Origin of the sequence: Bacteroides faecis, assembly GCF_020091505.1 — a bacterium.
Taxonomy (GTDB): Bacteria; Bacteroidota; Bacteroidia; order Bacteroidales; family Bacteroidaceae; genus Bacteroides; species Bacteroides faecis.
Genome location: NZ_CP081916.1, coordinates 279,378 through 294,575, shown reverse-complemented (window position 1 = coordinate 294,575; position 15,198 = coordinate 279,378). Strand labels below are relative to the sequence as shown.

The 15,198-nt window shown below is 44.1% G+C and carries 12 protein-coding genes; 8 read left to right on the top strand and 4 right to left on the bottom strand.

Going from position 1 to position 15,198, the window contains the following annotated elements:
• Positions 1-2: 2 nt before the first annotated feature.
• The 3 genes from K6V30_RS01685 to K6V30_RS01675 all read left to right on the top strand — a co-directional run bounded on the left by K6V30_RS01685 (position 3) and on the right by K6V30_RS01675 (position 4,374).
• Positions 3-1,217 (top strand): bifunctional 3,4-dihydroxy-2-butanone-4-phosphate synthase/GTP cyclohydrolase II, encoded by a 1,215-nt coding sequence (locus K6V30_RS01685; protein WP_055271664.1) that lies wholly within the window; start codon positions 3-5, stop codon positions 1,215-1,217.
• 82 nt (positions 1,218-1,299) lie between these two features.
• Entirely contained in the window at positions 1,300-2,493 is a 1,194-nt protein-coding gene (locus tag K6V30_RS01680; RefSeq protein WP_010535427.1) for a pyridoxal phosphate-dependent aminotransferase, read from the top strand.
• A 219-nt stretch (positions 2,494-2,712) separates the two neighbouring features.
• The gene (locus K6V30_RS01675) at positions 2,713-4,374 is read left to right on the top strand and encodes an IS1182-like element ISBthe2 family transposase (protein ID WP_224207241.1); all 1,662 of its coding nucleotides are present in this window, start codon (positions 2,713-2,715) and stop codon (positions 4,372-4,374) included.
• 89 nt (positions 4,375-4,463) lie between these two features.
• On the opposite strand, the gene K6V30_RS01670 is transcribed toward K6V30_RS01675, so the two are convergent.
• On the bottom strand, positions 4,464-4,634 hold the full coding sequence (locus tag K6V30_RS01670) for a DUF362 domain-containing protein (protein ID WP_002559159.1): 171 nt from the start codon (positions 4,632-4,634) through the stop codon (positions 4,464-4,466).
• Between the two features lie 180 nt (positions 4,635-4,814).
• On the opposite strand from K6V30_RS01670, the gene metA reads away from it, so the two are divergent.
• The 5 genes from metA to K6V30_RS01645 all read left to right on the top strand — a co-directional run bounded on the left by metA (position 4,815) and on the right by K6V30_RS01645 (position 10,401).
• Complete coding sequence (gene metA, locus K6V30_RS01665) at positions 4,815-5,732, top strand: homoserine O-acetyltransferase MetA (RefSeq protein ID WP_010535426.1); 918 nt, start codon at positions 4,815-4,817, stop codon at positions 5,730-5,732.
• Positions 5,729-7,558 (top strand): peptidase U32 family protein, encoded by a 1,830-nt coding sequence (locus tag K6V30_RS01660; RefSeq protein WP_055270490.1) that lies wholly within the window; start codon positions 5,729-5,731, stop codon positions 7,556-7,558. Before metA ends, K6V30_RS01660 begins: the two co-directional genes overlap by 4 nt.
• A complete protein-coding gene (locus K6V30_RS01655; RefSeq protein WP_055270488.1) occupies positions 7,555-8,589 on the top strand; it encodes a zinc ribbon domain-containing protein in 1,035 nt (344 codons plus the stop codon). The genes K6V30_RS01660 and K6V30_RS01655 overlap by 4 nt, the downstream gene beginning before the upstream one ends.
• Positions 8,590-8,633: 44 nt before the next feature.
• The gene (locus K6V30_RS01650; RefSeq protein WP_029425011.1) at positions 8,634-9,128 is read left to right on the top strand and encodes a GNAT family N-acetyltransferase; all 495 of its coding nucleotides are present in this window, start codon (positions 8,634-8,636) and stop codon (positions 9,126-9,128) included.
• 373 nt (positions 9,129-9,501) lie between these two features.
• Complete coding sequence (locus tag K6V30_RS01645; protein WP_010535422.1) at positions 9,502-10,401, top strand: helix-turn-helix domain-containing protein; 900 nt, start codon at positions 9,502-9,504, stop codon at positions 10,399-10,401.
• 15 nt (positions 10,402-10,416) lie between these two features.
• On the opposite strand, the gene K6V30_RS01640 is transcribed toward K6V30_RS01645, so the two are convergent.
• The 3 genes from K6V30_RS01640 to K6V30_RS01630 form a co-directional block, all read right to left on the bottom strand.
• Positions 10,417-12,822, bottom strand: a complete 2,406-nt coding sequence (locus tag K6V30_RS01640; protein WP_055270486.1) for a TonB-dependent receptor — start codon at positions 12,820-12,822, stop codon at positions 10,417-10,419.
• Between the two features lie 90 nt (positions 12,823-12,912).
• On the bottom strand, positions 12,913-13,515 hold the full coding sequence (locus K6V30_RS01635; RefSeq protein WP_055270484.1) for a response regulator transcription factor: 603 nt from the start codon (positions 13,513-13,515) through the stop codon (positions 12,913-12,915).
• A gap of 18 nt (positions 13,516-13,533) precedes the next feature.
• Positions 13,534-15,183 carry an NAD(P)/FAD-dependent oxidoreductase gene (locus tag K6V30_RS01630; RefSeq protein WP_055270482.1) on the bottom strand — a complete coding sequence of 550 codons (1,650 nt, stop codon included), beginning with the start codon at positions 15,181-15,183 and terminating at the stop codon, positions 13,534-13,536.
• Positions 15,184-15,198: the final 15 nt, after the last annotated feature.

Genomic DNA, 15,198 nt, shown 5'->3' with positions numbered 1-15,198 from the left:
TTATGGAAGAGATTAAAATGGATAGAATAGAAGATGCGATTGCTGATTTCAAAGAAGGCAAGTTTGTCATTGTAGTGGATGATGAAGATCGTGAGAATGAGGGTGATTTAATCATAGCTGCCGAAAAGATAACTCCTGAGAAAGTTAATTTCATGTTGAAACATGCACGTGGTGTACTTTGTGCTCCTGTCACTGTGTCTCGTTGTAAAGAACTGGATTTGCCGCATCAGGTCAGTGATAATACTTCTGTATTGGGTACTCCTTTTACGGTGACAATCGATAAGCTGGAAGGTTGCAGTACCGGAGTTTCTGCTTCCGATCGTGCTGCCACTATCCTGGCATTGGCTGACCCGGCTTCTACACCGGCCACTTTTGGACGTCCCGGACATATCAATCCGTTGTATGCACAGGAAAAAGGAGTGCTTCGTCGTGCCGGACATACGGAAGCTACCATTGACATGGCACGTCTTGCCGGACTTTACCCCGCAGGCGCTTTGATGGAAATAATGAGCGATGACGGTACAATGGCACGTCTGCCGGAACTTCGTGCAATGGCTGATGAACATGGATTGAAACTGATTTCCATTCATGATTTGATTGCTTATCGTTTGAAACAGGAATCGATTGTAGAAAAAGGTGTTGAGGTAAATATGCCGACCGAACATGGTATGTTCCGTCTGATTCCTTTCCGTCAGAAATCAAATGGTTTGGAACATGTTGCTTTATTCAAGGGAACTTGGAATGAGGACGAACCGATCTTGGTGCGTGTGCATTCTTCTTGTGCTACCGGTGATATCTTTGGTTCCAGACGCTGTGACTGTGGCGAACAGTTGCATAAAGCGATGGAAATGATAGATGCAGCGGGAAAAGGTGTGATTGTTTATCTGAATCAGGAAGGTCGTGGTATCGGCTTGATGGAGAAAATGAAAGCATATAAACTTCAGGAAGACGGAATGGATACTGTGGATGCCAATGTTTGCCTGGGACACCTGGCGGATGAGCGTGACTATGGAGTAGGAGCTCAGATTCTTCGTGAACTGGGAGTGCATAAAATGAAACTTTTGACAAATAATCCGGTGAAACGTGTAGGACTCGAAGCCTATGGATTGGAGATTGTGGAAAATGTACCTGTTGAAACAGTTCCTAACCCCTACAATGAGCGATACTTGAGAACAAAGAAGGAAAGAATGGGACATACTTTACATTTTAATAAGTAAAATGCCATTTTGTTTTTATATATCGAATATTATCGCTTATTTTGCAACGATTTTCACTCAACAACAATAAAATAGATACAAAATGAATCAATTATCAGACCGTTTGAACAGCTTGTCGCCATCGGCGACACTTGCCATGTCGCAAAAGAGCAATGAACTCAAAGCGCAGGGTGTTGATGTTATTAACTTAAGTGTAGGAGAACCGGATTTTAATACTCCTGATCACATCAAAGAAGCTGCGAAAAAAGCCATTGATGATAACTTTTCTCGCTACTCTCCGGTACCGGGTTATCCGGCTTTACGCAATGCGATTGTTGAGAAGCTGAAAAAAGAGAACGGTCTTGAATATACTGCCGCTCAGATTTCTTGTGCGAATGGTGCCAAACAATCTGTTTGCAACACTATCCTGGTTTTGGTAAATCCGGGTGATGAAGTGATTGTACCGGCCCCTTACTGGGTAAGCTATCCGGAAATGGTGAAGATGGCAGAAGGTACTCCTGTTATCGTTTCTGCCGGCATTGAACAAGATTTCAAGATTACTCCGGAACAACTGGAAGCTGCTATTACTCCGAAAACCAAAGCTTTGATTCTTTGTTCTCCGTCTAACCCGACAGGTTCGGTGTATAGTAAAGAAGAACTGGCAGGATTGGCAGCCGTATTGGCCAAGTATCCGCAAGTAGTGGTTATTGCCGACGAAATTTACGAACATATTAATTATATCGGTGCACATCAAAGTATCGCTCAGTTCCCGGAAATGAAGGAACGTACAGTGATTGTGAACGGTGTATCTAAGGCGTATGCCATGACTGGATGGAGAATTGGTTTTATCGCCGGTCCGGAATGGATTGTGAAAGCTTGCAATAAGTTGCAGGGTCAGTACACTTCGGGTCCTTGTTCTGTATCTCAGAAAGCTGCTGAAGCTGCATATACAGGTACACAGGAACCGGTGAAAGAAATGCAGAAAGCATTTGAACGTCGTCGCGACCTGATTGTGAAGTTGGCGAAAGAGGTTCCGGGATTCGAGGTGAACGTACCGCAGGGTGCTTTCTATCTGTTCCCGAAATGTAGCTACTTCTTCGGAAAGAGTAATGGTGAACGTAAGATTGAAGATTCGGATGACCTGGCGATGTATCTGCTCGAAGAAGCTCATGTAGCTTGTGTAGGCGGCGCTTCTTTTGGTGCTCCCGAATGCATTCGTATGAGCTATGCTACAAGCGATGAAAATATTGCAGAAGCTATTCGCCGAATCAAAGAAGCATTGGCTAAATTGAAGTAAGCAATCTTATATAATAAGAACGGTAGACTTTTTTCTTTTCAGGAAATAGTCTGCCGTTTTTTTATGTGTTTTTCCTTTTGTCCGAAGGAATAAAATAAAAAAGAGGTTGTGTCAAAACGCTGGCACAACCTTTTTTTATGCACAAAGCCCAGACTTTCACAAGCCCGGGCTTTGTTATTACCCAAAGTTTTTGTATCTTTAGGCATAAAGTTTTTCGTTATGGCAAAGTTACATTTTCGTCCTTACCTTCCCAACCAAACAGTTCTTTTTCCCGGAAGAATTGATGAAAACATAGCAGCGAACGATCCGGTTCGCATAGTTAATACTGTTGTTGATAATCTCAATCTTGACAATTTCAAGAAGCTTTATAAAGCAACCGGTCGTTGTCCTTATCATCCTAAAATGATGCTTAAGGTGATTATCTACGCCTACATGAACAATATCTATTCGTGCCGCAAAATAGAGAAGCTTCTCCTACGTGATATTCATTATATCTGGCTTTCCGGTAATGAACATCCGGATTTTATTACCATCAACCGTTTTCGAAACCGTGTAAAAGAGGAAATAAATACCGTATTCACGCAGTTGGTTCTTGTCCTTGCCGACAAAGGTTTCATCAGCCTTGACGTAGAGTATATCGACGGTACCAAGATTGAGTCCAAAGCCAACAAATATACTTTTGTCTGGCGCAAGACAGTCGAAAAGAACCGTACAAAGCTGATGGATAAGATCCGCATTCTCCTGGAGCAGGTGGATGAAGTCATAGCCCAAGAGAACTCCATGAAAGATACACCCGTAGAGTTCACTCCCGCCATGCTCTCAGATATAGTGAATGAACTTAAAGAGGTGCTGGAACACCATCCTGTAACAAAGGACAAGGAACAAAAGAAGGTCATCCGGGAAAAGAAGAAACAGGTCCGGGAACTTGAGGAGTACCGTGACAAGTTGATAGAATACGACAACCATCTTGATACTCTTGGAGAACGCAACTCCTACTCCAAGACCGATCCTGATGCCACCTTCATGCGCATGAAAGAAGACGCCATGAGAAACGGACAGACCAAACCCGGATATAATCTGCAAATAGGTACCGAGAACCAATTCCTCATAGACTTCCGACTGTTTCCCAACCCAACCGACACACTGACCCTCATACCTTTCTTCCACTCCTTTGAGCAACGCTATAACCGCTTACCAACTGTCGGTGTGGCAGACTCCGGTTACGGCTCGGAAGAAAATTATCGGTTCATGCAAGATAATGGGATAGAAGCCTTTGTCAAGTACAACTACTTCCATAAAGAACAGCGTCCCCGTTATACCCCCAATCCATTCCATGCGGAGAGTCTCCATTACAATGCGGGGGAGGATTATTACGTTTGTCCTATGGGGCAGCACATGAACCGTATAGGAACTAGACGTGACAAAACAGCAAGCGGATACATCACCGAAAGTGCCCGATATAAAGCACAAAGATGTGAAGGGTGTCCTTTGTGTGGCAGTTGCTTTAAAGCTCGGGGGAACCGTATGATAGAAGTCAACCACCGGTTAAACCAATACAAACGGCAGGCACGGGAAAGGTTACTCTCGGAAGAAGGCATCAGGCATAGGGGAAGGCGATGTATAGAACCGGAAGCAGTTTTTGGACAAATGAAACACAACATGGCATACAAAAGGTTCCGGCATGTGGGAGAAGACAAGGTTACAATGGACTTTGCCTTCTTTGCTATAGCTTTTAATATCAAAAAGATGTGTACAAAACTACTAAAAGCAGGAAAGAGAAGGAGTGCACACACTATATTTATCTTTATCAGACCACGTGTGACTCAAAATACGACGAATATTAAGCCTTATTACCTAATTACTGAAAAAATAGTCGCATAGACAAAAAAGAGGAACGACTATTTTATATTAAAAAAAGAAGGGGATGTGCCTTAGTTTTGACACAGCCCCATACTCTTTTGTAGATTGTATTATTCAGCCGGGTGAATAGCTTCAGACGGGCAAACGTCTGCGCAAGTTCCACAGTCAGTACATACATCCGGGTTGATAGAATAGATATCACCTTCAGAGATAGCTTCTACAGGACACTCGTCAATACAAGTTCCGCAAGCAATACAATCGTCACTAATTACGTAAGCCATTTTTTTAAGATTTAAATTATTAGTACTAATTCGTTCGGCAAAAATAAAGCTTTTATTCATTACTTGGTATGCTTCTTTGATTAAATTGACTTAATTTGTACGTCTTCTAAATAAGCAACCTCCCTGATATATGCTATATTTTTCGTATTTTTGCAGCCAAATTACTAATATATAGCGATTATGCCTTTAAATTTACCCGATAAGCTCCCTGCAATAGAATTATTGAAGGAAGAGAATATTTTCGTAATTGATACTTCGCGTGCTACGCAGCAGGATATTCGTCCGTTGCGGATTGTGATTCTGAACCTGATGCCGTTGAAAATAACAACGGAAACGGATTTGGTGCGGTTGCTCTCCAATACGCCTCTTCAGGTAGAAATCTCGTTTATGAAGATCAAGAGTCATACTTCCAAGAACACGCCGATAGAACATATGCAGACGTTCTACACAGACTTTGAGCAAATGCGTAACGAGAAATACGACGGCATGATCATCACCGGTGCTCCTGTGGAACAGATGGACTTCGAGGAGGTGACTTATTGGGATGAGATTACCGAGATATTTGATTGGGCACGTACGCACGTGACATCTACTTTATATATATGCTGGGCTGCACAGGCCGGGCTGTATCATCATTATGGTGTGCCCAAGTATCCGTTAAATCAGAAAATGTTCGGCATCTTTGAACATCGGGTGCTGCAGCCTTTCCATTCTATCTTCCGTGGGTTCGATGATTGCTTTTATGTGCCGCATAGCCGTCATACGGAAGTACGCAGGGAGGATATCCTGAAAGTTCCCGAACTGACATTACTTTCCGAATCGAAAGATGCGGGCGTTTATATGGCTATGGCACGTGGCGGACGTGAGTTCTTCGTGACCGGACATTCTGAATATTCTCCTTATACCTTGGATACGGAATATCGTCGGGATCTGGGTAAAGGCTTGCCGATAGAAATTCCTCGTAACTATTACGTAGATGATGATCCAGAGAAAGGTCCGCTGGTACGTTGGCGTGCTCACGCTAACCTCTTGTTCTCCAACTGGCTGAACTACTTTGTTTATCAGGAAACACCTTACAACATTAATGATATTGAATGATCAGGCAGCGTAAAATAGAACTTCTCGCTCCGGCGAAGAATCTGGAATGTGGTATCGAGGCTATCAATCATGGAGCAGATGCCGTGTATATCGGTGCACCTAAGTTTGGTGCCCGTGCAGCAGCTGTGAATTCTCTGGAAGATATTGAAGCATTGGTGAAACATGCTCATTTGTATAATGCCCGTATCTATGTCACCGTCAATACGATTCTGAAAGAAGAGGAACTGGAAGAGACGGAAGAGATGATTCATGCCCTGTATGGGATAGGTGTGGATGCTCTGATTGTGCAGGATATGGGAATTACGAAACTGAATCTTCCTCCGATTCCTCTCCATGCCAGTACACAGATGGACAATCGCACACCGGAGAAGGTGAAATTCCTTTGGGAAGCAGGTTTCCGTCAGGTGGTTCTGGCGCGGGAACTGTCGATTCGTGAAATAAAGAAGATACATGAGACCTGTCCCGAAGTTCCGTTGGAAGTATTTGTACATGGTGCGCTTTGTGTAAGCTATAGCGGTCAGTGTTACGTTAGTCAGGCTTGTTTCGGACGCAGTGCGAACCGGGGAGAATGTGCTCAGTTCTGTCGGCTGCCTTTCAGTCTTGTCGATTCGGACGGGAAAGTGATGGTGAAAGACAAGCACTTGCTCTCTCTGAAAGATATGAACCAGAGTGACGAACTGGAACAACTGCTGGATGCCGGCGCATCATCATTCAAGATAGAGGGCCGTCTGAAAGATGTGTCTTATGTGAAGAATGTCGCAGCTGCTTATCGTCAGAAGCTGGATGCCATCATTGCCCGCCGACCGGAATATGTGCGTGCCTCTTCCGGTACTTGTAGTTTCGAGTTCAAACCACAGTTGGACAAGAGTTTCAGCCGTGGATTTACTCATTACTTCCTGCATGGACGTAGTGAGGATATCTTTTCGTTCGATACTCCGAAATCGTTGGGAGAGGAAATGGGTACAATGAAAGAAGCACGCGGCAACTTTCTGACTGTTGCCGGACTGAAATCATTTAATAACGGAGACGGTGTCTGCTATATTGACGAGCAAGGACGCTTGCAGGGATTCCGGGTCAACCGGGTGGACGGAAACAAGCTCTATCCCCAGGAAATGCCTCGCATCAAACCCCGTACCAAGCTCTACCGCAACTTCGACCAGGAGTTTGAACGTATCCTTTCCCGTAAATCAGCCGAGCGGAAGATGGCTGTGAGCATACTGCTGACAGACAACAACTTCGGTTTCTCTCTGACGCTGACGGATGAAGATGACAACAGCGTTACGCTTGCTCTGCCCCGTGAGAAAGAACTGGCTCGTACTCCGCAGACAGATAACCTGAAGACACAACTTTCTAAATTAGGAAACACGCCCTTCGAAGCGAGAAAGATCGAAGTTTCTTTTTCGGAGAACTGGTTTCTGCCTGCTTCCGTATTGGCGGACTTCCGCCGTCAGGCGATAGAAAAACTGATTGCTGCCCGGCGAATCAATTACCGTCAGGAACTGGCTGTCTGGAAGCCGACTACCCATGCCTTCCCGCAGACTACCCTCACTTATTTAGGAAACGTGATGAATACCCGTGCCGCTTCTTTTTATCGGGAACATGGAGTGCAGCAAGTAGCCGAGGCTTATGAAAAGGAACGGGTAGAAGATGCCGTGCTGATGTTCTGCAAACATTGTTTGCGTTATAGCATGGGCTGGTGCCCTATCCATCAGCGAGTGCGCTCGCCCTATAAGGAGCCTTACTATCTGGTGTCGAATGACGGAAAGCGTTTCCGTCTTGAATTCGATTGCAAGAACTGTCAAATGAAAGTAAAAGCGGCACAATGAAACGATTCCCCGACAGAGATATACGGAATGTTACGGAGTTTCTTTTCGGCAGAGAAAAGCTCCGTACTGCTTTGTGTTGTTCTGTCATGGGGTTGCTGTTGAGTTTGCTGCTTCTTTCGTCCTGTCATTATAGGCGCCCCGATCTTACTTCCGAGGAGTTGTCGGAGAAGACGAAAGACTCTCTGAACTATCTTTATGACCGGCATTATACATGGAATACCAATCTGGAAGTAATCACCGATTCTGTAACGATGGAATGTCTCCCCATAAAGGATACATACATTGCATTGTATAAAGGAGACCGGGTGGTTGTTGCCGAGTTTGCCATCCATCCTGCCGACAGTGTGGACAGTGTCTGGGTGAAGCTGGCACACACACAAGAGGAGCAGGGATGGATACGTGAAGCAGAACTGAAAGAATCGTTTGTACCTACGGACAGCATTTCGCAGGCAATCCATTTTTTCAGCAATACGCATGCTTCTTATTTCATGGTCATCTTCGCGTTGTTTGTCGGAGTCTATCTGTTTCGTGCTTTCCGCCGGAAGCAGTTGCAGTTGGTCTACTTTAATGATATTGACAGTGTCTATCCGTTGTTTCTCTGTCTGCTGATGGCTTTCAGTGCGACGATTTACGAATCCATGCAAGTTTTTGTACCGGATACGTGGGAACATTTCTATTTCAATCCCACTTTATCCCCCTTTAAAGTTCCTTTTATTCTTTCAGTCTTTTTGCTGAGCATCTGGTTGTTTCTGGTTGTCACTTTGGCAGTACTCGATGATCTGTTCCGGCAGTTGACTCCCGCAGCTGCGGTCTTTTATTTGTTGGGGCTGATGTCCAGTTGTATTTTCTGCTATTTCTTCTTTATTCTGATGACGCATATTTATATCGGCTATTTGTTCCTCGCACTCTTTATCTGGGTGTTTGTGAAGAAAGTACACCGGAATATCGGCTATAAATATCGTTGCGGCCATTGCGGGGAGAAGCTGAAAGAAAAAGGTGTTTGCCCCCATTGCGGTGCAATTAATGAATAATTTTCTTTATATCTTGTTTCATTTTCGAATAATACTTCTGAATGATGGAAATCAGACTTACCGAACTGAAAGATCTCCCTTTGGTGATGGAGATTTATGATAATGCCCGTGCTTTCATGCGTGCCAATGGGAATGCAACTCAATGGATTGACGGTTATCCGTCCGAATCATTCATCCGTCAGGAGATAGAAGACGGTCATAGCTTTGTCTGCACGGACGAGCAGGGAGAGATACTTGGGACTTTCTGCTTTATATTGGGCGAAGATCCTACTTATCAGCATATCTACGAAGGTGAATGGCTCAATGATGAACCCTACGGAGTCATTCACCGGATGGCTACCGGCGGCAAAAGGAAAGGTGTATCGGATGCCTGTCTGAACTGGTGCTTTGAACACTCCGGAAATATCCGGGTGGATACACACCGCGATAATAAAGTCATGCAGCACATTCTGACGAAACACGGCTTTCAGCGTTGCGGCATTATTTATGTAAAAAACGGAACAGAGCGTATTGCCTATCAAAGGATACTTGCTCTTTGATAAAGGATGAATCGTCCCTTTATCAAGGCTTGTTGCTTCGAATAATCAGGACATAAGTTGTTTCAAGCAGTTTCAAATGCTTGAAACACTTTGTTTCACCGTACGAAACACTTTGTTTCAAGGCATGAAACATCTTGTTTCAAGGCATGAAACACTTTGTTCCAACGGTTGAAACTGGGATTGGAACTACATGTCTTGATTCATTTCGTCGTACTTCCGTCTTTCCCGGTACTATATGGTCGTACTTCCTCCCGATTAAATATCGGCTCAAGGTCAAAAGGTCTAGCATTTTGGTCAATAGGTCGAATCATACTCGTTTTATGTTTCGGATCGATTACATTTGCTGTCAAATTCTCTAATAATTTAGTAAAATATGGGTCATAATATCTTTTTGCTTGATATTTCTCATCTGACAGAAATGGATATGGTTTCTTTTATAAAAGGGGAGATAGTGTTATCGGATAATATGGAAATCCCTTTCTCCGAACCTTTGGAGCAGTTGCCTCAAAACGATTTTCCTGTTCAGGCGGGAATGTCTATGGTACTGTTTTGTTTGCAAGGAGAGCTGCATGTACGGATTTCTTTGAAAGAATACACGTTGCGTCCGGACATGTTTTGTGTTATAATCACGGGGATGATTTTTGAGGTACTTTCTATAAGTAATGACTTTCGGGGATTTATGATAGCTACCCGGACCAATTTTATGCCTGTCACCGAAAAGACGACTCAGGTAATGTCTTTTTATAAGTGTTTGCAGAGTAGACATTGCTTTGTTTTAGAGGAAAAGGAAGTAATGGCGTTTGTTGGGGTCTATCACTCCATTAAAGCGACTTTGCAGGAGCTGGACCATCCTTACAGGATTCCGATGCTGCAATCTTATGTACAGATATTGTATTATAGAATGCTGCCTATAGTGCTGAAGGAAGAAGAGTCACGGTCAAAGTATTCGCATACACGTCAAGAGGAAATCTTTCAGCGTTTTATTGGTGAAGTAGAAAAACATTATCGGAAGGAACGGAGTGTGAAGTTCTATGCGGACTTGTTGTGTATTTCTCCTAAGTACCTTTCTACTGTCATTTATAAGATCAGTCAGCAACTGGCAGGAGAATGGATCGATGCTTATGTAATACTGGAAGCCAAGACGTTATTAAAATCAGGCAGACTGACTATTCAGCAGATCAGCGAACAGCTGAACTTCTCGAATCAATCTTTCTTCGGGAAGTTCTTTAAGCGCTGTGCTGGTATGTCTCCAAAGGAGTATATCAATAGTTGACTTGGTTATCAGACCTTAGAACCGGCAACGGAGGTCTATGCCGAATTGTGCGGGACGTCCTTTCTGCATGAATCCTTTGTTCATCGTCTCAAAGTAGAAGGCTGCATAGTCTTTGTCCAGGAAGTTACGTGCCCAGAAACTGATCATTGCGTCTCCTATTTCCAGGTTTGCACGCCAGTTGAGGGTACCGTAGAAGGCTTGGCTGACATCGTTCTGCTCGGTCCAGTAGATACGTCCGGCTGCGTTATAGTTTGCTTGGAAAACCACCCGGTCAAAGATAGAACGAGGCTTGCAGGTGATGGCGTATTCTCCTCCGATATTTAGTGTGTGCTTGGGGACGAAGGGGACGTATTTGCCGTTATAGTCTGCTTTCACAGTCAGGTTACCATCTTTATCTTCTTCATTGACAATATAATCGGTAAAGGTGGCATACGTATATCCATAGCTTGCGTTCAGACTGAGTTCGTTTGTCAGGCTGGCACGAAGAGATGCTTCTGCACCGTAGCTACGGCTTTTACCGGCATTGATCGTGATACGTCCCAGGCCGCTTGCCGCAAATTGAGAGATTTGCTGGTCGCGTGTATCCATGTAGAACACAGCGAGGTCTGCCCAAAGTTTTCCTTCCCATAAGGTGAGATGACTGCCTAGCTCGTAGTTCCAGGAGTATTCGGGTTTGTATTGGGTAGCTTTACTCACTTGGGGGAGTTCTTTCTTTTGGCTCTCTATTGTTGCTGCCATCGCACTTAGTTTGGGATCGGCTGCCAATGCCTCAATTGCTGAATTCATTAAGCCTCCCTTTGCCAAATCGGAGAACATCTGTATATTATAACCTCCAGAACGATATCCTTTGGATACGGTTGTGTAAACACTATTTCCTTTCGTCCATTCATATTGTAAGGCAAATTTAGGAAGTAGCTGAAGGTAATCTGTAGATTCTTTCCCTATGAAAGATGCATTTCCTTCCAATCCTTCGCAAGTAAGGAAGGGTTTAGGGGCACCGGGCATTGTGATAGAGAAATCAAAGTTAAGAGGATCGGAAACTGAGTTATAGTCCATCTTTAGCTTTTCATAATCCAGTCTCAAACCAACTGTTGCAGATAGTCCTTTAATAAATAAATTATTAAATGTGGACTGATGGAAGATGGCTCCATTCAAAATTGGTGTATCAAAACTACCTCCTACAGCTAATCCTTGGTTATTGATGTTCATATGCATCTTGGGCGCTCTGGGATTACCGGCTGTGATATTTTCGAATTGCTCATTGGCATTATCTTCTATGACGGATCTGACTCCCTCCTGTCCGAATTGTACAGGTCCTGTAGTATGCAGCCATTGATAAAACCCGGAAACTCCAGTGGCCCATTGCCAATTATTTCCCGGCTTTGATTTGAAAGTGATTTCTTCTGAAATGGTATTTGCTCTTTGTTTTTGTTCCAATGTATAGATGTCTTTTTCTGTGAAATCCTGATCGAGGAACATACGGTCATTCAGGTTCTGATAACCAGTGACAGCGCTGAGAATAAAGTTTCTGGCTTGGTATTCTATATTTATTCCCGAATTAAGTAATCCCCGCCGATAACCGCTGCGCTCGTTATTGGCTATTTTACCAATGTATTCCGGACGTGTCTCTTCTCCTTGAGTGACACCTGTGTATTCATAAGGATAACCGCCTTGGTCACCGTATTCATAGTTTAGTGTCATGTCGATTTTTAGGTTTGATGTTGGCATATAGATACCACGGAAGCGTCCGCCTCCGGCATTACTTTTGTCTACTTTTTCATTATTCCGAGTCATATTTTCGAAGAAACCGCCTGCATGTTCGTAAAATCCTCCGGTAGAGAAAGCGAAGCGATCGGATATGCGGTGATAATGTGTCAATGAAACATTGTAATTATTATAGGTCGCAGCTCCCATTCGGATATCAGTACCTTGATAAGTAAAAGGTGATTTTGTATGTACTTTGATGAGACCTCCCATTGTGTTACGTCCATAGAGAGTACCTTGCGGACCGCGAAGTATGTCAATACGTTCAATATCGGCATAATTGAAGTCGAAAGCTGATTTGTCGATATAAGGGATGTTATCTACGTAGAGTCCCACAGATGGGGTATTGATACGTGAGCCGATTCCGCGAATATAAATAGAAGTAGTCAGCTTCGAACCATAATCCGGAATGAAGAGGTTAGGAACAATACCTGTTAGGTTTTTCACAGATTGTACCTGATTTGCCTGCATGTCTTGTTGTGACAACAGTGTTGTGGCAGTTGGTAACTCGCGTAGTTTACGATTCTCTTTTGGAGCAGCAATCACTACTACTTCTTCGATGTCCACTACTTTTAGAGAATCTTTAGGTAAATCTTCAGCCCATGCTGTCCCTGTTGTTAGGAGTGCGAGGGCAATCATCATATTCTTTGTTTTCATTCGCAGTTAATTTGTCTGGTGCAAAGTAACGGCAAATATATAAGACGGACAATCCTCATTTATTAGGATTATGCCTGATTTTTTAAGAAATCAGATCCGGTCAGCCTCTATGCATCCATTCATTACAGCATAGATAGTCAATCCTGATACCGACTTGATTCCCAGTTTTTCCGTGATATTTTTTCTGTGGGTGATGACAGTAGTCAGACTGATGTTCAACTTGTCAGCAATTTCTTTATTGATCAATCCTTTGGTAATTAATACAAGCACTTCTATTTCGCGGGCAGATAAGATTTCCTGATGTGCTTCCGGCAGGGCAATCGGGGGCATGTCTTTCACTGGATAACCGTTGTGGTGTGCATGTTGATGAAGTTTCAGCAGACTTTTCACAAGCTTTTCTTCTGGCTCATAAATATTGAGTACCGGCACGCCCGACAACTGGAATTGCGGACTGTCACTGGCCAGTACAATTGTTTTTCGTTTTCGGGGAAGGAAGAAGGCATTGTGTTCAACATAGATTTGTGCTGAGATGAAATAATGAGCATACATATCCGGGGTATCATCTATCAGCTCACTGAAACTATGGAAGGTACGAATCGTTGCCATTGGAATAATCTCTTCCAATATACTTTTTAGTCCAAGACAAGTAAGGGTGTTAGATTCAATAATCGCTATTTCGGGTTTATTATTCATCTTATCACAGAGTTTTTATTATTGATTTATATAATTAGCTGCCGCTTCCGCACATCGTTCGCCATCTACTCCTGCCGAGACAATTCCACCTGCATATCCCGCACCTTCTCCGCAGGGGAATAACCCGCGGACATTCACATGCTGTAACGTCTCCTTATCTCGTACGATGCGGACAGGTGAGGAAGTGCGAGTCTCTACACCGATCATGACCGCTTCATTTGTAAGGAAGCCATGACTGCTACGCCCGAACTGCTGAAAACCGAGAGCTAACCGTTTACTGATAAACTCCGGCATCCAGAAATGGAGTGGAGAAGAAATCAATCCCGGACTGTATGAAGATTCCGGTAAATCGTAACTTAACTTCTTGCGGGTAAAGTCCAGCATGCGTTGTGCCGGCGCCGTCTGGCGTCTGCCCCCCTGCAACCAGCATTGACGTTCCAACTCCTCCTGAAAGTGAAGGGGAGTAAGTTGAGCATGGAGAGCCGAGAGTTGGGAACTGCTCAGCAATGGGTTAACGGCCAATAGCCGCTCATTCTGTTGCGCAGCCAATTCTCCATTTTCCATTTTCCATTCGCCATTCATTAAGTCTTCCGGCTGAATCTCTACTACCATTCCCGAATTACTCCAGCGGGAACCACGGTTGGAGGGAGACATACCGTTGACTACCACCTGTTCCGGTCCACTGGCGGCAGGGACAATAAAGCCACCGGGACACATGCAGAAACTATATACTCCTCTTCCTTCTGCCTGTGTTACAAAACTGTATTCGGCAGCAGGAAGGTATTTACCCCGTCCATTCTTATTGTGGTATTGTATCTGGTCAATCAGCGTTGCCGGATGTTCCAGCCGGACACCGACAGCGATTCCTTTGGCTTCCATCGTAACGCCATTGGCAGCCAGCCAGCGATATACATCCCTTGCAGAATGTCCGGTTGCCAGTATTACAGGACCGAGAAAGACTTTTCCTGTATTCGTTTCAATACCTTTGATTTCATCGTTTTCAATGATCAGTGCGTCCATTCTGGTCTGGAAATGTACTTCTCCTCCACACCCGATGATTGTATTCCGCATATTTTCAATCACACGCGGAAGCTTATCTGTGCCGATATGAGGATGAGCGTCGGCTAATATTGAAGTAGAAGCTCCGTGCTGGCAGAATACATTCAGTATCTTGTCTACATTTCCTCTTTTTTTGCTGCGGGTATAAAGTTTACCATCCGAATACGCTCCTGCACCTCCTTCACCAAAGCTATAGTTCGATTCCGGGTCTACGGTATGCTCTCTGCTGATCTGCGCCAGATCTTTCTTTCTTTCGCGCACATCTTTTCCCCGCTCCACAATGACCGGACGTAATCCGAGTTCGATGAGGCGTAAAGCAGCGAATAATCCGCCCGGACCCGCACCGACTACGATAATCTGAGGTTTGCCCTCTACATTATTATATATAGTATGTTCGTATTCATCTTCTTTGGGCATCTCATTGATATATACCCGCACCTTTAAATTGACGAAGATAGTCCGCTGGCGTGCATCAATACTTCGTTTCAGTATTCGGGTAGCGTTGATATTGCGCAGATTGATACCTTTTTCTTTCGAAATGTATTCTTTCAGTCGCTGTTCGTTTGCTGCGATTTCAGGGAGGATGCGGAGTTGGTATTCTTGTGTCATTAGTCTACTGTTTGA